Origin of the sequence: Rhodococcus sp. FH8, assembly GCF_019266085.1 — a bacterium.
GTDB lineage: Bacteria > Actinomycetota > Actinomycetes > Mycobacteriales > Mycobacteriaceae > Rhodococcus_F > Rhodococcus_F qingshengii.
The window spans coordinates 161,149-181,600 of record NZ_LPNQ01000084.1 but is presented as its reverse complement, the minus strand read 5'-3'; the positions used below and the strand labels follow the sequence as shown (position 1 = coordinate 181,600).

At 64.1% G+C, this 20,452-nt stretch carries 7 protein-coding genes; all 7 read left to right on the top strand.

Annotation, left to right across the window (positions count from 1 at the left end):
* Positions 1 to 81: 81 nt before the first annotated feature.
* Positions 82 to 1,542 (top strand): Fe-S cluster assembly protein SufB, encoded by a 1,461-nt coding sequence (sufB, locus tag ATN38_RS31265; RefSeq protein ID WP_003944799.1) that lies wholly within the window; start codon positions 82 to 84, stop codon positions 1,540 to 1,542.
* Complete coding sequence (gene sufD, locus ATN38_RS31260; protein WP_218749339.1) at positions 1,542 to 2,762, top strand: Fe-S cluster assembly protein SufD; 1,221 nt, start codon at positions 1,542 to 1,544, stop codon at positions 2,760 to 2,762. Before sufB ends, sufD begins: the two co-directional genes overlap by 1 nt.
* A gap of 61 nt (positions 2,763 to 2,823) precedes the next feature.
* Positions 2,824 to 3,630, top strand: a complete 807-nt coding sequence (gene sufC / locus ATN38_RS31255) for a Fe-S cluster assembly ATPase SufC (protein ID WP_003944795.1) — start codon at positions 2,824 to 2,826, stop codon at positions 3,628 to 3,630.
* A gap of 5 nt (positions 3,631 to 3,635) precedes the next feature.
* Positions 3,636 to 4,901: a cysteine desulfurase gene (locus ATN38_RS31250; protein ID WP_218749338.1), complete on the top strand. Its 1,266-nt coding sequence runs from the start codon at positions 3,636 to 3,638 to the stop codon at positions 4,899 to 4,901.
* Positions 4,902 to 4,904: 3 nt separating this feature from the next.
* Positions 4,905 to 5,408 (top strand): Fe-S cluster assembly sulfur transfer protein SufU, encoded by a 504-nt coding sequence (gene sufU, locus ATN38_RS31245; RefSeq protein ID WP_003944894.1) that lies wholly within the window; start codon positions 4,905 to 4,907, stop codon positions 5,406 to 5,408.
* Positions 5,405 to 5,827: a metal-sulfur cluster assembly factor gene (locus tag ATN38_RS31240; RefSeq protein WP_003944963.1), complete on the top strand. Its 423-nt coding sequence runs from the start codon at positions 5,405 to 5,407 to the stop codon at positions 5,825 to 5,827. Before sufU ends, ATN38_RS31240 begins: the two co-directional genes overlap by 4 nt.
* Before the next feature lie 339 nt (positions 5,828 to 6,166).
* Positions 6,167 to 20,452: a non-ribosomal peptide synthetase gene (locus ATN38_RS31235; RefSeq protein ID WP_218749337.1), complete on the top strand. Its 14,286-nt coding sequence runs from the start codon at positions 6,167 to 6,169 to the stop codon at positions 20,450 to 20,452.

Genomic DNA, 20,452 nt, shown 5'->3' with positions numbered 1-20,452 from the left:
GTCAGAACTGCTCGACCACAGCGACCAGCCCTCGCTGAGCCCGAGCAGCCGTCAAGAAACAAGACTCCGGAAGGAGCTCGCATGACCGTCACATCAGACCAGGCGACTACCACTGCGGCAGCAGGCACCGAGCCGCTCACGCAGGAAGAGACCATCGCGTCCCTCGGTCATTACGGCTACGGCTGGTCCGATTCCGACGAAGCCGGAGCCAGCGCGCAGCGCGGGTTGTCCGAGGCTGTCGTGCGGGACATCTCCGCCAAGAAGAGCGAGCCCGAGTGGATGCTCGACATCCGCCTCAAGGCGCTGCGCACCTTCGACAAGAAGCCGATGCCGAACTGGGGCAGCGACCTCGAAGGTATTCACTTCGACAACATCAAGTACTTCGTCCGGTCCAGCGAGAAGCAGGCCGAGTCGTGGGAAGACCTGCCCGAGGACATCAAGAACACGTACGACAAGCTCGGCATCCCCGAGGCGGAGAAGCAGCGCCTCGTTGCCGGCGTCGCAGCTCAGTACGAGTCCGAGGTCGTCTACCACTCGATCCGTGAGGACCTCGAGGAGCAGGGCGTCATCTTCCTCGACACGGACACCGGTCTCAAGCAGCACCCGGAGCTGTTCAAGGAGTACTTCGGATCGGTCATCCCGGCCGGCGACAACAAGTTCTCCGCGCTGAACACCGCCGTGTGGTCCGGTGGCTCGTTCATCTACGTTCCGCCGGGAGTCCACGTGGACATCCCGTTGCAGGCGTACTTCCGCATCAACACCGAGAACATGGGTCAGTTCGAGCGCACCCTGATCATCGTCGACGAAGATGCCTCCGTGCACTATGTCGAGGGTTGCACCGCGCCGATCTACAAGTCCGATTCACTGCACTCGGCCGTCGTCGAGATCATCGTGAAGAAGGGCGGCCACTGCCGCTACACGACCATCCAGAACTGGTCCAACAACGTCTACAACCTGGTGACCAAGCGCACCAAGGTCGAGGCCGGCGGATCCATGGAGTGGGTCGACGGCAACATCGGCTCCAAGGTCACCATGAAGTACCCGGCCGTGTGGCTGATGGGCGAGTACGCCCGCGGTGAGGTTCTCTCCGTTGCGTTCTCCGGCGAGGGCCAGCACCAGGACACCGGCGCCAAGATGCTCCACCTCGCGCCGCACACGTCCTCGACCATCATCAGCAAGTCTGTCGCCCGTGGTGGTGGACGTGCGTCGTACCGCGGTCTGGTGCAGGTCAACAAGGGTGCCCACGGCTCCAAGTCGACCGTCAAGTGTGACGCTCTGCTGGTCGACCAGATCAGCCGAAGCGACACCTACCCGTACGTCGACATCCGCGAGGACGACGTCACCATGGGTCACGAGGCCACCGTTTCGAAGGTCAGTGACGATCAGCTCTTCTACCTGATGAGCCGCGGACTGACCGAGGACGAGGCGATGGCCACCATCGTGCGTGGATTCGTCGAGCCCATCGCGAAGGAACTCCCGATGGAGTACGCGCTCGAGCTCAACCGCCTTATCGAACTTCAGATGGAAGGGGCTGTGGGTTAGTGACCACGCCAGAGACCGGAGTCATCGGAGCTGTTGCCGGGGAGAACCCGACCGCTCCTGTAAAGGGTGCAGCCACAGGCTCACCCATCACGAACAAGGGTGAGCAGTTCTCCTCGTTCGACGTCAATGCTTTCGAGGTTCCCGGCGGACGTGACGAGATCTGGCGGTTCACCCCGCTGCGTCGTCTCCGGGGATTGCACGACGGCAGCGCCGTCGCCAACGGACAGGTCACCGTCGAGGTCGACGGCGGAAGCGACATCACCGTCGAGACCGTCGGCCGTGACGACGCACGTCTGGGCAAAGCCGGCGTTCCCGCTGATCGCATTGCAGCGCAGGCGTATTCGAGCTTCGAGACGGCAACGGTCATCTCGGTTGGCGCCGAGGTCGAGGTCGAGAAGCCCGTCGTGGTCACCATGACCGGCCCCGGAGTCGACAACGTCGCCTACGGACACACCCAGATTCGTCTGGCGCAGTTCGCCAAGGCGACGTTCGTGATCGACCAGCGCGGCAGCGGAACCTTCGCGGAGAACATCGAATTCGTTCTCGGTGACAGTGCGCAGCTGACGGTGGTGGCCATCCAGGACTGGGCGGACGACGCAGTTCACGTGACGTCACACCACGCTCGCCTGAACCGCGACGCAGTGCTTCGATACACCTCGATCAGCCTGGGCGGCGACCTGGTTCGCCTGTCCGCCACCGTCAAGTACGACGGACCGGGCGGCGACGCCGAACTGCTCGGCCTGTACTTCGCCGACGCCGGCCAGCATCTGGAACAGCGTCTGCTGGTGGACCATTCGCAGCCCAACTGCAAGTCCAACGTGGTCTACAAGGGTGCGCTTCAGGGAGATCCCGGATCCGGCAAGCCCGACGCGCACACCGTGTGGATCGGCGACGTTCTCATCCGCGCCGCAGCGGACGGCACCGACACGTTCGAGCTCAACCGCAACCTGGTGCTGACCGACGGCGCCCGCGCCGACTCGGTTCCGAACCTCGAAATCGAAACCGGTGAGATCGTCGGGGCCGGCCACGCAAGTGCAACGGGACGTTTCGACGACGAGCAGCTGTTCTACCTGCGTGCTCGTGGTATCCCGGAGGATCAGGCTCGTCGTCTGGTCGTACGTGGGTTCTTCCACGAAATCATCAACAAGATCGCTGTTCCCGAGGTGCGCGATCGCCTCGAAGCCGCAGTCGAAGCCGAACTCGCAGCCGTCGGCTCCTGACCGCCCCGCCTGCGACACCACCCCGTCGCTACGCTCGCCCGCCTCATCTTGAAGGAATTTCATGTCTACCAGTGACAACACCACCACCTCGGTCCTCGAGGTTCGTGACCTGCACGTCGAGGTCGCCAACTCCGATGCCAACGCCGAGCCCATCCAGATCCTCAAGGGCGTCGACCTGACGGTCCGCTCCGGGGAGACCCACGCGATCATGGGCCCCAACGGCTCCGGCAAGTCGACTCTGTCGTACGCCATCGCCGGTCACCCCAAGTACCAGGTCACGTCCGGCTCCATCACCCTCAACGGTGAAGACGTCCTCGCAATGAGCGTCGACGAGCGTGCACGTGCCGGGCTCTTCCTGGCCATGCAGTACCCCGTCGAGGTTCCCGGCGTTTCCATGTCCAACTTCCTGCGCACCGCCGCTACGGCCGTGCGAGGCGAGGCTCCCAAGCTGCGCCACTGGGTCAAGGAAGTCAAGGAAGCCCTCAGCGAGCTCGAGATCGATCCCTCGTTCATCGAGCGCTCGGTCAACGAAGGCTTCTCCGGTGGCGAGAAGAAGCGCCACGAGATCCTGCAGTTGGGCATGCTCAAGCCGAAGATCGCGATCCTCGACGAGACCGACTCCGGCCTCGACGTCGACGCTCTGCGCACCGTCTCCGAAGGCGTCAACCGCTACAAGGAGCGCGAGAACGGCGGCGTTCTGCTGATCACGCACTACACGCGCATTCTGCGCTACATCAACCCCGACTTCGTTCACGTGTTCGTCGGTGGCCGCATCGTCGAGTCCGGTGGACCGGAGCTGGCCGACGAGCTCGAGACCAACGGCTACGTTCGTTTCACCGCGGACACCGCAGCTACCCAGGGAGCGTAATCACGATGACCACCTCGGTGCGCGAGCTCGACGTCACAGCGGTTCGGGCCGACTTCCCGATCCTGGCGCGAACCGTGCGCGACGGAAAACCTTTGGTGTACTTGGATTCCGGCGCTACCTCGCAGCGTCCGGTCCAGGTTCTCGATGCCGAACGGGACTTCCTGACCACGTGTAACGCGGCAGTACACCGGGGTGCTCATCAGCTCGCAGAAGAGGCGACGGACGCGTACGAGAATGCTCGCGCCACCATCGCTTCTTTCGTGGGCGCGGATTCGGACGAGTTGGTGTTCACCAAGAACGCCACCGAGGCTCTCAATCTGGTGACCTACGTTCTCGGTGACGATCGCTTCGACCGCCATGTCGGTCCTGGCGACGAAATCGTCATCACCGAACTCGAACACCACGCCAACCTCGTTCCCTGGCAGGAACTTGCGCGCCGAACCGGTGCGACGCTCAAGTGGTACGGAGTCACCGACGACGGCCGGATCGATCTCGATTCGCTGGAGCTGACAGACGCGGTGAAGGTCGTTTCGTTCACCCACCAGTCCAACGTGACCGGCGCGATCGCGCCCGTCGAGGAATTGGTGCGACGAGCACGCGCCGTCGGTGCACTCGTCGTGCTCGACGCGTGCCAGTCGGTGCCTCACATGGCGGTCGACTTCCACGAACTGGGAGTGGACTACGCGGCGTTCTCCGGTCACAAGATGCTCGGCCCTTCGGGGGTCGGAGTTCTCTACGGCCGTCGTGAACTGCTGGCAGCAATGCCTCCGTTCATCACCGGTGGCTCGATGATCGAGACGGTCACCATGGAGGTCAGCACTTACGCGCCACCGCCTCAGCGTTTCGAAGCCGGCGTACCGATGACCTCACAGGTGGTCGGGTTGGGCGCTGCCGTGGATTACCTGAACACCTTCGGGATGGACGCCGTCGCCGCGCACGAGCACGTGTTGGTGGAGGCTGCTCTCGAAAAGTTGTCGCCGATCGAAGGTCTGCGCATCATCGGACCGCAGACGTCCGAGAACCGCGGCGGAGCGATTTCCTTTGTCGTGGACGGTATTCACGCCCACGACCTCGGACAGATCCTCGACGACGAGGGCGTCGCGATTCGCGTCGGACACCATTGTGCGTGGCCGCTGCATCGTAAGTTCGGTGTCGCTGCGACGGCCCGTGCGTCGTTTGCGCTCTACAACACCACCGCGGAAATCGATGTTCTCGTTGCCGCGATCAAGCGTGCGCAGGAATTTTTCGGTGTCGCAGGGGAGTTGAACTGAATCATGCGCATGGAGCAGATGTATCAGGAAGTGATCCTCGATCACTACAAACATCCGCACGGCCGCGGACTCCGTGAGCCGTTCGGCGCCGAGGTGCACCACGTCAACCCGACGTGTGGCGACGAGGTGACGTTGCGCGTCCAGATCTCCGAGGACGGAACGGTCTCCGACGTCTCGTACGACGGTCAGGGTTGTTCGATCAGCCAGGCGTCGACGTCGGTGCTCAACGACCTCGTCATCGGGATGCAGGTCACCGACGCACTGAAGACGGTGACGGCGTTCAACGAGATGGTGAGCAGTCGGGGCACCGTCGAGGGGGACGAGGACGTTCTCGGCGACGGTATCGCGTTCGTCGGAGTCTCGAAGTATCCGGCACGCGTGAAGTGCGCCTTGCTCGGATGGATGGCATTCAAGGATGCTGTAGTCCAGATTGTCGACGGCAGTGCTGTGACGACGGCGGACAGCAGCAGTGAATTGGTCGACACGACTGAAGGACAGGGATCATGACCGAGACACAACCAGTGCAGGACGCCGAGGTCGGCGCTCCGGTGAATCCGAATCCCGATTCCACTGCGGAATTCGGTGGCGCACAGGGCAGTGGCACTGTCCCGTCGCCTGAGCGACTCGACGAACTCGAAGAAGCGATGCGCGACGTCGTCGATCCCGAACTGGGAATCAACGTCGTCGATCTCGGCTTGGTCTACGGACTCTTCGAAGACGACGGTGTCGTCACGATCGACATGACTTTGACGTCGGCGGCGTGCCCGTTGACCGACGTGATCGAGGACCAGGCGCGCGGCGCACTTGTGCGTAGCGATCTGTGTACCGACATGAAGATCAACTGGGTGTGGTTGCCGCCGTGGGGACCGGACAAGATCACCGAAGACGGACGCGAGCAACTGCGCGCACTCGGCTTCACGGTCTGACAAGCAACCTCGGCACGATCAACTGAATACATTTCACCGGAGCGTCGGTGCCCGTTCGTCGGGTACCGGCGCTTCGGTTTGTTATATAGGGCCGTTTTAGCCATGATATTCAGGACAATAGTCCCAAATGGTTGTTTGATGAATATTTGCTGGAAGCTGACTGATCGGTAACATCGCAGCTGATTGTCACGATGTGATCTCCGGCGGGCGATTAGCCAGTTTCCACCCGAGCTTTCCAAAGTATTCGTCTCATTTTCGAAGTGCCCCGATCAGTTCGAAGCGTCCAGCGGACGCATAAACCTGTTTGCATCATGATCAAGTTGTAAGAGGGAGATTCGTGTGGATGGCAGTCCCGACCGAGGAATCGTTTCCGCAGCTCGTCCGGACGACGAACTCACCTTCCCTCTTTCTGCCGCGCAACTTTCCCTGCTTGTCGCACAACAGCTTCGACCCGAGATTCCCGTCAGCATCGCTCAGTACGTGGACGTGGACGGCCCACTCGACATCGAGCTGCTGACCGCTGCCAGCAAACAGACCGGTCGTGAGATCGGCTCCGGATATCTGCGCCTGGTCGAGGTGGACGGGGTTGCGCGTCAGTGGCTCGATCTCGACATGGACGACTCCCTCGACGTGGTCGATCTTCGCGCCGAATCGGATCCGGAATCTGCAGCGCAGGAATGGATGCGCAGAGAGCACACCACCGCCATCGATCCGTTCACCGATCGTCTGGTCAGGCTGGCAGTCCTGGTGCTTCGCGACGACCATTACTACTGGTACAGCCGTATTCATCATGTGGCGCTCGACGGTTTCGGCGCGATGTCGATGATGAACCGCACAGCCGAGATCTACACCGCCGCGGTGCGGGATCTGCCAGTTCCCCCAGCGGTAACTGCCCCCCTCCAATCGTTGGTGAAGGCAGAGGCCGACTATCTGGGCTCAACCCGGTGGGAACGCGATCGCGACTACTGGAACACCAAGATGGCCGACAAGCCGGGCGGAACCTCGCTCGCGTCCTCGACTGCTCCGTCGCAGGCATGGTCACGCCTACGGTCGGCCACGGTACCTACGGAACTGCGGAGCTCCCTCGAACGGCTGGCCGCCGCCCACGACGTGACGACGTCGTCAGTGGTGATCGGTGCACTGGCGGCTTACCTCGCCCGGGCCACCGGGACCCGCGACGTGGTCCTCAGCCTGCCGGTCTCGGGGCGGACGACAAAAGCTGCTCGCAGGTCCGGCGGAATGATGTCGAACGTCGTCCCGATACGTGCGAGCGTCGATCCGCATTTCGCGGTCGGGGACCTGCTGCACGAGGTGAAGATCGAACTCACCGGCGCACTGCGTCATCAGAAGTACCGCCACGAGGACCTACGACGCGACCTCAACGCCGGTGATCACAGCATCGCCGACGGACGAGGCTTCCACGGGCCGTTGATCAACCTCATGCTGTTCCATTCCGGAATCACTCTCGGGGACGCGCACGGCGAACTGAACGTGATCTCGACCGGGCCGATCGAAGACCTCTCCGTCAACGTCTATCAGACTTCCGCAGCCGAAGAGATCCAGATCGACTTCGCCGCGAATCCAGACCTGTACACCAACGAGGACATCTCGCGTCACCACCGGCGTTTCCTCGAGTTCCTCGACTTGTTCTGCGCTGCGGAATCGGGAACTCGATTGATGGATATCGACCCCGACGCCGCGGGTAAATGGATCGCCGAAGTTCAACACGCCCGCAACGTCGAGTACTGGTCTGCGACCTTGTCGAACCCCGCCGAGGAACTGGGTTTGCCGGTCGTCGCCGGATCCGGTCGAACGTCCACGCCCCTCGAGATCGAGGCAGGCCTCTGCCGGAGCCTCGAGACGATGGCGACGACGATGAACACGAGTCTGTTCGTGCTGTTCCAGTCTGCGATGGCCGGACTGCTGCGCCGCGTCGGTTCGGCCGACGAGGTGTCGATCGGCGTCTCGGTCCGAGGGTACGGCGCCTCCAATCCGGACGATTTCGTCTCGATGTTCGCCAACCAGTTGGTGCTTCGCTCGACGGTGTCGAACACCATGACGCTCACCGACCTGGTCGGTGCGGTGGACACCGTCGCAATCGAAGCTCTCGAACACGCAGACATTCTTCTGTCTTCGGTGACCGCCGCACTCGGTGACGGCCGCTGGGTCGAGACGGGCCCGTTGTTCCGGGCGATGGTCTGTTTCGAGGAGCCGCTGGATGCTCACCCGAGATTTCCGGGGCTCATGGTCGGTGCGCCTATCGGATCGGATCTGGCCACCGTGCCGGAACTGTTTGTCTCCCTGGCGATTCCGACTGGTGAGCATGCCGATTTCGATCAGCCGATCTCCGGTGTTCTGGATTGGCTCGGCACGAAAGAGCAAGCCGAGGACCTCGCCGACCGTTATCTACGAATCTTGACCGCGATGGTCGGTACTCCGCACTCGGCGCTCGGCTCAGTGGATCTACTGCGCCCGGAGGCGCGCCAGGCGCTGGTGCCGCCCGTTCTGCCGATTACCCCGGTCCGAACGCTCTCCGAGATCCTTTCCGACCGCATTCGGGCGACCCCGGAAGCGATCGCCGTGGTCGCGGGCAGCGAGCGCGTGTCGTACCGCGAACTCGATCGACGATCGAATCAGTTGGCGCGCAAGCTCGTCGATCATGGCGTGCAATCCGAGTCGTTGGTCGGAATCATGCTGCCGAAATCCGTGGACATGATCGTTGCCGCTGTCGCGGTAGTGAAGGCCGGCGGCGGATACCTCCCACTCGATCGTGCACACCCCGCCGAGCGTTTGGCATACGTGGTCGAGGATGCGCAACCGGTGTGCGTCATCTCCGATTCCACTTTCCCGAACTCCGCCTTCCCGAACTCTGACGTGGTGGTCGTCGGCGTCGAATCCGACGAATACTCCGGTGAGAGTCTGGAAACCGATGAGCGCTCGCGCGGACACGGAGCCGACAATCTGGCGTACGTGATCTACACCTCGGGGTCGACGGGCCGACCCAAAGGTGTCTCCGTCACCCACGCCACTGTGGTGCGATTGTTCGAGAACACGCACGTCGAATTCGGATTCGACGGCAACGACGTGTGGACGATGTTCCACTCGTTCGCCTTCGACTTCTCGGTGTGGGAACTGTGGGGCGCGCTGCTCCACGGCGGAACGCTGGTCCTGGTCGATCACGAGGTATCACGCGACCCTGACGCCTTCCGGGCGCTGGTCGCCGCAGAAGGCGTCACCGTGCTCAATCAGACGCCCTCGGCCTTCTACCAGTACATCGAAGCCGACCTTCGGGCCGATTCGGAGACCCGGCTCCGGTACGTGATCTTCGGTGGCGAAGCCTTGGACCTGCGTCGACTCGGGCGCTGGTACGACAATCACCCGGGGTACGAAAGTCACACGGAATCCGCGCCTGCACTCGTCAACATGTACGGCATCACCGAGACGACGGTGCACGTCACCCATCTCGAACTCGACCGGGCGAGCGCGAGTGCGCTGACCGGCAGCCGGATCGGTGACGCGATCGACGGACTTCGTGTGTACCTGCTCGACGAGCATCTCTCCCCGGTCCCGGTGGGGATCGCGGGGGAGATCTATGTCGCGGGCGGTCAACTCGCCCGTGGCTATCTGGGCCGTCCAGACCTCACCGCGGGCCGGTTCGTCGCCGATCCGTTCAATGCCGGCGGACGACGGTTGTACCGGTCCGGCGACCGCGCACGATGGATTGCGCCCGGACAACTCGAGTACCTCGGACGCGGCGACGCGCAGGTCAAGATCCGCGGATTCCGGATCGAACTCGGCGAAATCGACTCCGTCATCCTCAGCGCGCCGGGAATCGACGACGCCGTGACGGTTGTGGCTCCGACGCCGGCGGGCGGCGCTCTCGTGACCTATGTGACCGCTTCCGACGTCGTGGACGCCGAAGCCCTCCGAGCTCACGCCGCCGAAACCCTCCCGACCTACATGGTTCCCGATGCCTTCATGGTCCTCGATTCGATTCCGTTGACCACCAACGGAAAACTGGACCGGCGTGCGCTGCCTTCGCCTATCCTGGCCTCCACCAAGGTCTTCCGACCCCCGACGACCCCGACCGAGGGCAAGGTTGCGGCGGTTCTGGCTGACATCCTGAGTAGTGGACCGCTCGGACTCGACGATAATTTCTTCCATCTGGGCGGAAACTCGCTGGTAGCGACGACGGCGGTAGCGCGCTTGACCGAAGCCACCGGGGTTAAAATGCCGCTGCGTGCACTCTTCGACCATCCCACGGTGTCCGGGATCGCGGCGACGATCGAGCGTGCGGCACAGACCCCGGACGCCGACGGTATTCAGGTCGTGGCCCGGCCGCCTGAACTGCCTCTCGCTCCCGCGCAGCAGCGACTGTGGTTCCTGAACCGCGTGGCACCGGAATCAGGTGCGTACAACATTCCACTGGCGGTGTCGTTGCGCGGCGCCGTCGATCCCGACGCACTCAGTGCCGCGATCGTGGACGTCGTGACACGTCACGAGTCACTACGCACCGTGTTTCCTCAGATCGGGGACAACGCGACGCAGAAGGTTCTGGGCCTGGGCGAGGGGATCGCAGGGCTCGAGTCGATCGACGTGGAACGCGGAAGCCTCGAGAGAGTGATCTTCGAATTCTCTTCGGCCGGTTTCGATCTGGTCCGCGAACGTCCGGTGCGCTACCTGATGATCACTGTCGCCGCCGAGAAGGAAGGCGATGACGAGGAAGCTGTCCTCGTAGTGGTTCTGCACCACATGGTGGCCGACGGTTGGTCGCTCGCGCCGTTGGCTGCTGATCTCACCGGCGCCTACGCCGCCCGCGTCGGCGGCAACAGCCCGCAGTGGGCACCCCTTCCGGTGCAGTACGCCGACTACACGCTCTGGCACCGAGAACACCTCGGCGACGCGTCATCCACCGATTCACTTGCCCACTCACAGATCGCGTTCTGGAAGCAGCAGCTGGCGGGAGCGCCCGAGCAGCTCCACCTGCCGACGGACCGTCCGCGCGCACTCGACCCGACCATGCGCGGAGCCGGAGTCGACATCAGAATCGGCGCTTCCACGCATCAGAAGCTCGTTGTACTTGCCGCCGATCACGACGCCACGCCGTTCATCGCCCTGCACGCGTGCTTCGCCCTGCTTCTGGCCAGGTACAGCGGCACGGACGACATCGTCATCGGAACACCGGTGGCCGGACGAGGGGACAGATCTCTCGATCTGCTCGTCGGCATGTTCGTCAACACTCTTGCCCTGCGGACCGTCGTCGATCGGGACGCAACGTTCGCCGCATACCTGTCACAGGTCAGGGCCGTCGACGTGGATGCCTTCGACAATGCGGACGTGCCTTTCGACGTGGTCGTGGACGCGCTCGAACTGGACCGCTCGCCCGCACACCACCCGGTCTTTCAAGCGGCCATCACCTCGCGGATAACCACCGCTCACACAGCCGAACTGGCAGGGGTGTCGATGACGGCGCGGGCAGTCGAGACGGGGCTGACCAAGTTCGACCTCGAGCTCACCGTCACCGAACGTCACGAGGCCGGGGCCGCAGCAGGAATCGATGCCACGTTCACCTATTCCACCGACCTGTTCGACAACGCGACCGTCGAAGCGTTGGCGCGAAACTTCGTAACCCTCGTGGAATCGGCAGTGTCGGAACCGACTGCATCGGTTGGTGACCTTCGTGTACTCGGATCGCGGGAGAGTGCCGCGACGTTGCCGCGACGCGGTGTGGCTTCGGTGGGCGAATCGACGCTGGCGCAGATCCTCGGGGACACCGCGAGGAAGTATCCCGACGCGATCGCCCTCGAAGACTCCGAGCGCTCACTCTCGTACGGGGAGCTGGAGCGTCGATCGAATCGGATCGCTCGATACCTCATGGACCTGGGAGTCGGCCCCGAGACACCGGTCGCACTGGCCGTCGCCCGATCGGTCGACTCCGTGCTCGCAGTCTGGTCGGTCACCAAAGCCGGTGGCGTTTTCGTCCCGGTCGATCCCCGTTATCCCGCAGATCGAGTTGCGCACATGCTCGCGGATTCGGGTGTGCGGATCGGAATTCGGTCCGCCGAGGTTGCGGCCGGTCCGGCAGCCGGTGGGAACGTCGCAGTCTGGATCGACCTCGGCGACGCGGACACGGTTGCAGAATGTGCCGCCTACTCCGACGCTGCCATCGACGACGCTGACAGAACAGCGTCGATCACTGCGGCGTCGGCCGCGTACGTCATCTACACGTCCGGCTCGACCGGAGTGCCGAAGGGCACCGTCGTCACTCACGCGGGTTTGGCCAATCTTGCTCGCGAACAACAGGATCGGTACCGGATCACCGCCGGGTCGCGAACTCTGCATTTTGCGTCACCGAGCTTCGACGGCGCCGTACTCGAGCTACTGCTCGCCGGTTCGACCGGCGCGACGATGGTGATCGCCCCTCCCGACATCTACGGAGGGGAGGCGTTGAGCGAGTTCCTCCGAGGCCACGAGGTCACTCATGCCTTCATCACTCCGGCTGCGCTGGCGACCGTCGATTCGGCGGGCGTGACGGCACTGGAATGCGTAGTCGTCGGCGGCGACGTGTGCACGCCGGAATTGGTCTCGAGCTGGGGCAACGGGCGCAGACTGCACAATGGATACGGTCCGACCGAAACCACCGTCATGGTTGCCATCAGTGACCCACTCTCACCGGGGGAGCCGATCACCATCGGCGGTCCCATCCGCGGAATCGACGCCGTGGTGCTCGACTCTCGGCTGCAACCGGTCCCGATCGGCGGCGTCGGCGAGCTGTACATCGGTGGGCCGGGCCTTGCACGTGGTTACCACCTTCGTCCCGCGCTGACGTCGGATCGGTTTGTCGCGCATCCGTACTCGACGCCCGGTGCCCGGATGTACCGAACCGGTGACCTGGTCCGCTGGACCAAGGACCTGACCCTTCGCTACGTGGGCCGCAGCGATCATCAGCTCAAGATCCGCGGGTTCCGCATCGAACTCGGCGAGATCGACGCTGCTCTGATGGATTCCCCTCTCGTCCAGTTCGCCACGACGATTCCCGTCGAATCCGCCGCGGGTACCACTCTGGCGTCGTACGTGTTGCTGAGCGGCGACGCTGATATCGAGTCGCTGTTCGTGGGACTCGCCGACACGCTGCCGCGGTACATGATTCCGTCGTCGATCACCCCGATCGACGCCATTCCGTTGACTCCGGTCGGCAAACTCGATCGCAGAGCGTTGCCGACGCCGATACCGCGCGAAATCCTCGGAACGGGCCGTGAACCCGAGGCCGGACTCGAACGAACCGTTGCCGACGTGTTCGCTTCACTGCTCGACGTGCCCGAGGTCCGGGCCGGAGACAGCTTCTTCGATCTCGGGGGCAACTCGCTCGTCGCGACGCAGGTGTCCGCGCGGTTGAGCGCAGCGACGGGACTCACCGTGGACGTTCGCTCGATCTTCGAAGCGCCGACCGTCGAAGCGCTTGCTGCACGTCTGGCGGCGAGCGCCGAAGAATCAGACGATCGACCTGCCCTGAGCGCCGGCGCTCGGCCGGACCGCCTACCGCTCTCCGCCGCGCAACAGCGCCTGTGGTTCGTCAATCGCTTCGACCCCCAGTCCGCGCTCTACAACATTCCGTTCGCGATCCGCATCACCGGAGACATCCACGGCGATGCACTCGAGGAGGCGCTTGCGGACGTCATTGCACGCCATGAGGTGCTTCGAACGATCTACGTCGACAGCGCCGACGGCCCGAGCCAGGTCATCCGAGCGCTCTCCGACGTGCAGTTCTCCGTCGAGCGCTACTGCGGATCCGAAGGTGTGGACGCGGCGACGACGGAGTTCGCGGCGCGTGGGTTCGATCTCGGTTCGGATCTGCCGATTCGGGCCATGCTGGTGCGCGAGGACGCTGGCGCTCACGTACTGGTCGTCGTCATCCACCACATCGCCTTCGACGGCTGGTCCCTGACTCCCTTTGCGACAGATTTCGTCGCGGCGTACTCCGCACGCGTCGTTGGAGACGCCCCGGTTTTCACACCGCTCGACGTGCAGTACGCCGACTACGCGGTGTGGCAGCAAGACTCGCTCGGACAGGTCGGCGACCAGGAGTCTCTGGTTGCCCGCGAACTGACCTTCTGGACCACTGCCATGGCTGGTGCCCCGGACGAGGTACTGCTACCGGTCGATCGCCCACGCGGATCTGTCTCCACGACCGCCGTCGGATCGGTGCCGATCGTCATCGACGCGGCGACCGGGGAGCGACTCGCCGCCTTGGCGAGGCGCAGTGGCTCGACGCAGTTCATGGTCGTACACGCGATCCTGGCGGTTGTTCTCGCGCGTCTCGGTGCAACCGACGACGTGGTGGTCGGCACCCCGGTGGCAGGCCGCGGGCGACCCGAGCTGGATTCCCTGATCGGGATGTTCGTCAATTCGGTACCGCTTCGCACGCCGGTCGATCACCGAGCGCCGTTCACCTCTCTGCTCGAGGTCGTCCGTGAACGCGACCTTGCCGCCTTTGCGCACCCCGAGCTGCCCTTCGAGGTGCTGGTCGACGCCCTCGATCTCGACCGGTCGACTACGCGACACCCCCTGTTCCAGGTCATGCTGTCGTATCACCAGAACGTGGTTTCGCCGCAGGTCACGGTCCACGACGCGCATCTCGAAGCGCAAGCACTCGAACCGTCCGTCGCGAAGTTCGACCTCGAGTTCACCCTGCTGGCAGGCGATTCCGAGAAGACCGAGATCACCGGGTCGCTCAGGTTCGCCGAGGCGCTCTTCGACATTGCCACCGCGGAAACGATCGCCGCGCGTGTGCAGTCGGTGGCCCGCGCCGTCGCCGCAGATCCGGAGACCGCGATCGGCGACCTAGATTTCCTCAGCACCCTCGAGCGGGCGTCGCTGATGCCGGTTCGCGGTCCGGCGTGGACAGCCTCGCGTACCTTGGCCGAAATATTGACGCGGACCGCCACCCGTTCAGGCGATTCGGTGGCCCTTCGATCCGGTGACACCACCGTGCTCTACCGAGATCTCTTCGCCCGTGCATCGGCGCTTGCCCGCCGTCTGACCACGGAAGGGATCGGTGCCGAAGACATTGTGGCGATCGCGATTCCGCGCTCGATCGACTCGATCGTCGCCTTGTGGGGCGTTTCCTTGACCGGCGCCGCGTTTGTTCCGGTCGATCCGCGATACCCCGCCGATCGCATTCTGCACATGCTCACCGACTCCGGAGCCACTCGCGGAGTGACGACGGAAGCGGTGATCGAATCACTGCCCCGCCCGGTTCCGTGGATGACAATGGACGACATCCACGGCGACGGTGTCGGGCAGCCGGTTCCGGCCGCGCCGATCCGAATCGACAACCTCGCCTACATCATCTACACCTCCGGATCGACGGGAAAGCCCAAGGGTGTCAGCGTCACTCACCGTGGCCTGAGCGCATTGGCGGCCGAGCAGACGGCGCGTTACGGCATCTCGGCGCAGTCGCGGACGCTGCACTTCTCCTCACCGAGCTTCGACGCATCCATCCTCGAACTGCTGCTCGCAGTCGGTGAAGGCGCGACGATGGTGATCGCCTCTCCCGACGTCTACGGCGGCCAGGACCTCGCCGAAGTGGTCACCGATCACCAGGTGACCCACGCGTTCATCACACCGGCAGCGCTGGCCTCGGTCGATCCCACCGGGCTGGACGTCTTGCAGTCGATCGTTGTCGGTGGCGAGGCATGCCCACCCGAACTGGTCCGTAAGTGGGCACCGGGTCGCCGATTGTTCAACGGCTACGGGCCGACGGAAACCACCGTCATGGTCTGCATCAGTGATGCCTTGAGCGTGGGGGAGACTGTGACCATCGGCGGGCCCGTCCGCGGCGTGTCCGCGGTAATTCTCGACGGCTCGGCTCAGCCGGTACCCGTCGGGGTCACCGGTGAGCTCTACATCGCCGGCCTGGGACTTGCCCGCGGCTACCTCGACCAACCCGCCTTGACGGCGACGCGATTCGTGGCAGCGCCGTTCGGCCCGGCCGGCACCCGCATGTACCGGACCGGTGACTTGGTTCGGTGGACGCCGCTCGAGACGATCGAATACGTCGGACGCTCCGATCACCAGGTGAAAGTGCGCGGATTCCGCATCGAACTGGGCGAGATCGACTCCGTCCTCAGCACTTACCCCGGCGTCGAGTTCGCGGTCACCGTGGGCGTCGACGCAGCTTCCGGTGAGACGATGTTGGCGTCGTACGTAGTGCTCGGTGCCGATGCGGTCGAGATGGACGAGTTGCTGAGCCATGCGCGCCGCTCACTGCCCGCCTTCATGGTGCCGTCGGCGATCACCCCGATCGATCACGTACCGCTGACCCCCGTCGGGAAACTTGACCGATCGGCGCTGCCGGCGCCGACACTGCGTTCGTCCGAGCGAAGTGTCGAGCCGCTGACGACCGCGACCGAACTCCAGGTTGCCGGCGTCGTGGCGGAACTGCTGGGTATCGAACAGATCAGTGCGTCGGACAGTTTCTTCGAACTCGGTGGCAACTCACTGCTCGCCACCAGACTGGCCCAGCGACTCGGCGAGTCGTTGGGCAGGCAGGTGCCTGTCCGAATGCTGTTCGAGCACCCCGAAATTCGGGAACTTGCCACCGCGCTCGACACATCCGCCGGGGCGAAGGCGCTTCCACCGATCACCGCCGTAGACCGCCCCGAGCGAATTCCGCTGTCCTACGCGCAAGCACGCATCTGGTTCCTCAACCAGATGGATCCCGGCTCACCCGCGTACAACGTCCCTGCTGCGATCTCCCTCGACGGTGCACTCGACGTGCCGGCCCTCGAAGCTGCGGTCCTCGACGTGATCGAAAGGCACGAAATCCTGCGCACGGTGTTCCCCGACTCCGGCACCGGTCCACACCAGGTGATCCAGGATGCATTCACCTCGCTCGAGTACGGAAATGCGGACACCCGTGAACCGGCAGAGCTCGCCAGAGAATTCGCGTCGCGTGGATTCGACATCACGACCCAAGCTCCCGTTCGCGCGCTCCTGCTCGAATCGACGCCGCAGCAACACACACTTGTCATCGTGATCCACCACATCGCGGCGGACGGATGGTCGATCGCGCCGTTGATGAAGGACGTGCTCACCGCCTACGTCGCGAGAAGTTCGGGACACGCTCCCGAGTTCACCGCGCTCGAGGTGCATTACGCGGACTTCGCCATCTGGCAGCGGGAAGCGCTGGGCTCGGTGAACGAATCCGCGAGCGTGCTCGGGGCACAGGCGTCGTATTGGCGGGAGACGTTGCGGGGAGCACCTGAATTGATCGACCTTCCGAGCGATCGAGCGCGCCCGCGCACCCAGTCGTTAAGCGGTGCCCACACGGCGGTCTCGCTTCCGGCGCACACCCGGATCGCGGTCGAGGCGGTTGCCGGAGCCAATGCGGCGACGCCGTTCATGGTGCTGCACGCTGCCTATGCCGTCCTGCTGTCCAGGCTGAGTCGAAGCACCGACATCGTGATCGGATCTCCGGTCGCCGGGCGAGGACACCGAGTTCTCGACGACCTCGTGGGAATGTTCGTGGGCACGGTCGGACTGCGCACGACGGTCGATCCCGGGTCGACGTTCGTCGACGTTCTGCGTACTGTCCGCTCCGTCGATCTCGACGCCTTCGCCCACGCGGACATTCCGTTCGAGCAGGTCGTGGACGTGGTGGCGCCGACCCGGAGCACCGACCGTCATCCGGTGTTCCAGACGATGATCTCGTTCCACGGCGCCCACCCGACGACGTGGGACCTGCCTGGACTTGCCGTTCGTGCCCACGAGATCACACCGGACATCGCCAAGTACGACCTGCAGTTCACCGTTGTCGAACAGACCGCGGAGGAAGGCGGCGGCTACGAGGCCTCCCTCACCTACGCGAAGGATCTCTTCGACACCGATACGGCGGAGTCGTTTGCAGTGATGCTGGAAACGATCGTCGAGACACTGACTGCCCAGCCCTCCGCCGTCGTCGGTGACGTGGATCTTGCGGGACGTCGCCTGCGTGCGTTGCCCGGACGTCCGGCCGGTAATGCTTTGACCTTGCCGGAGTTGCTGCTTCGCGGCGCTGCCGATCCGCACGCTCCGGCAATCGTCGACGTCGCCACATCCGTCTCGCTCACGTACGGCGAACTCGACCGACGCTCCGACGCTATGGCGTTTGCGTTGATCGCTCGCGGAATAGCGCCGGAAATGATTGTGGCACTGGCGCTTCCGAGGTCGGCCGACTATGTGATCGCGCTCTGGGCCGTAGCGAAAGCCGGCGGAGTGTTTCTTCCCGTGGATCCGGCGTACCCCGCCGAGCGGATCGAGCACATGCTCACCGACAGTGGAGCGGTACTCGGTATCACCAGGGGCGAGTATGCGGCCGACCTTCCTGGCGTCACATCGTGGATCGAGTTGGATGCGATCGAATTCACCACCGAAATCGAGGCAGTCCATTCCGAGACACTGCCGGACGCGCCACTCGAGTTCGACAACCCGGCCTACTTGATCTACACCTCGGGCTCGACAGGAAAACCCAAGGGCGTGGTGGTCACTCACGCGGGACTGGCAGCGTTTGCCGACGAACAGCGGGAGCGTTTCGGCGTCACCGCGCACTCTCGCGCTCTGAGCTTCGCCTCGACGAGCTTCGACGCGTCGGTTCTCGAGCTCCTTCTGGCTTTCGGCGCCGGCGCAACGATGGTGATAGCGCCTCCGACAGTTCTCGGCGGTGTCGAATTGCACGAACTGCTCGACGAGCAGACGATCACCCATGCTTTCGTGACTCCAGCCGCCTTGGCGACTGTCGATCCCGCCGGGCTCGACCATCTCGAAGCCGTCGTCGTCGGCGGCGACGCCTGTTCCGCCGACCTCGTATCTCGGTGGGCACCGGGGCGCCGAATGTTCAACGCGTACGGCCCGACCGAGGCCACCGTCGCAGTCACCATCAGTGATTCGCTGGTCGCGGGGGAGCCCGTGACGATCGGCGGCCCGATCCGCGGCGTGGACGCGATGATTCTCGATTCCCGACTGCACTCGGTTCCCGGCCAGGTCGTCGGTGAGCTCTACGTCAGCGGCGACGGTCTCGCCCGCGGGTACCTCGGCAACCCCGCACTCACAGCCGCGCGCTTCGTCGCCGACCCGCATGGACCCGAAGGCGCTCGGATGTACCGCACCGGGGATCTTGTGCGCGAAGATCGCTCAGGGGCACTGATCTACCTCGGACGCGCAGACCACCAGGTCAAGATCCGAGGGTTCCGAATCGAACTCGGAGAAATCGACGCGGTGCTGGCAGCGGAAGCGTCCGTGCATTCGGCTGTCAGCGTCGTCGTCGGGGAGGGCGTCGACGCTCGGATCGTCGCGTACGTCGTCCCGGCACATGCGGACTTCGACGCCGCCGCGCTGCGCCGTCACGCAGGTATATCGCTGCCTGCGTACATGATCCCGTCCGCTGTTGTCGTGATCGGCGCAGTCCCGACCACACCGGCGGGCAAGCTCGATCGCAGCGCTCTGCCTGCTCCCAACTGGGAGTCGCCGAGTGGACGCAGTCCGGAAGGCAGCGACGAGATCGCGATCTGCGCTGCTTTCGCAGAGGTACTCGATCTGGCCGACGTAGACACGTACGCCGATTCGAGTTTCTTCGAACTCGGCGGCAACTCACTCATGGCAACGCGTTTGGTCGCTGCCATCAAAGAACGCACCAGCATGACCGTCCCCGTCGCGTGGATATTCTCCGACCCGACTCCGGAGGCATTGGCGCGCAGACTCTTCGAACTCGAGGCAACAGTTGTGACAAGTGACGCGGATACCTCCGCACTTGCGGTAGTCCTGCCACTACGTCCGGAAGGCCGCGCCGAGCCACTGTTCTGCATCCATCCGGCCATCGGATTGGCCTGGTGCTACGGAGCGCTCGATCGCTACGTCGACTCCAGCCGGCCGCTCTACGGCCTGCAGTCGCCGGTCCTGACGGACTCCGAATTTCGGGCGGAGCTGATCGAGGACTTCGCGGCGCGGTACGTCGAGGAAATTCGCGGAGTTCAGCCGCACGGTCCGTATCACCTGCTGGGGTGGTCGATCGGCGGATTGATCGCTCACGCGGCGGCGGTGCAGTTGCAAGCCGCGGGTGAGAGCGTCGCCGACCTGATTCTGCTCGACAGCTTCGTTCTCGAAGACCAGACGATGGCGGGCGCGCAGCCTTCTCTCGCCGAACTGATCGGCGGGTTGGGGATCTCGGTCCCGGACACCGGCGAGCGTGATCTGACACCCGAGGACGCCGAAGCACTCTTGCGCGAAGCCATCGGCGATCACCCCTTGGTCTCGAGCGATCGAATCGAGCGACTGTTCGAGGAATACTCCGCAGGCGCCGAACTGGCTCACCGATACCGCCCGGGCAAGTTCGTGGGCGATCTGCTGTTCTTCTCGGCACACGCCGACACCTTCGACCCGCTGCGAACCGCGTCGGCGTGGCGACCGTTCGTCTCCGGGGTGATCATCGACCGTCCGGTGCCCACGTCACACGCCGAAATGTTCACCGAGGCAGGTCTGGAGGCGATCGGACCCGTGATCAACCTTGCGGTCGGAACGGGTCGTCACGCGGCCCCGGACGTCGACGCAGAGTTGGACGCTCTGATCGAGGTCCAAGACGTGCGCGGCTGA

Bases quoted from the DNA above. Each gene is read 5' to 3' on its own strand.
- sufB (WP_003944799.1), top strand. From the start codon at position 82: ATGACCGTCACATCAGACCAGGCGACTACCACTGCGGCAGCAGGCACC.
- ATN38_RS31250 (WP_218749338.1), top strand. From the start codon at position 3,636: ATGACCACCTCGGTGCGCGAGCTCGACGTCACAGCGGTTCGGGCCGAC.
- sufC (WP_003944795.1), top strand. From the start codon at position 2,824: ATGTCTACCAGTGACAACACCACCACCTCGGTCCTCGAGGTTCGTGAC.
- sufU (WP_003944894.1), top strand. From the start codon at position 4,905: ATGCGCATGGAGCAGATGTATCAGGAAGTGATCCTCGATCACTACAAA.
- ATN38_RS31240 (WP_003944963.1), top strand. From the start codon at position 5,405: ATGACCGAGACACAACCAGTGCAGGACGCCGAGGTCGGCGCTCCGGTG.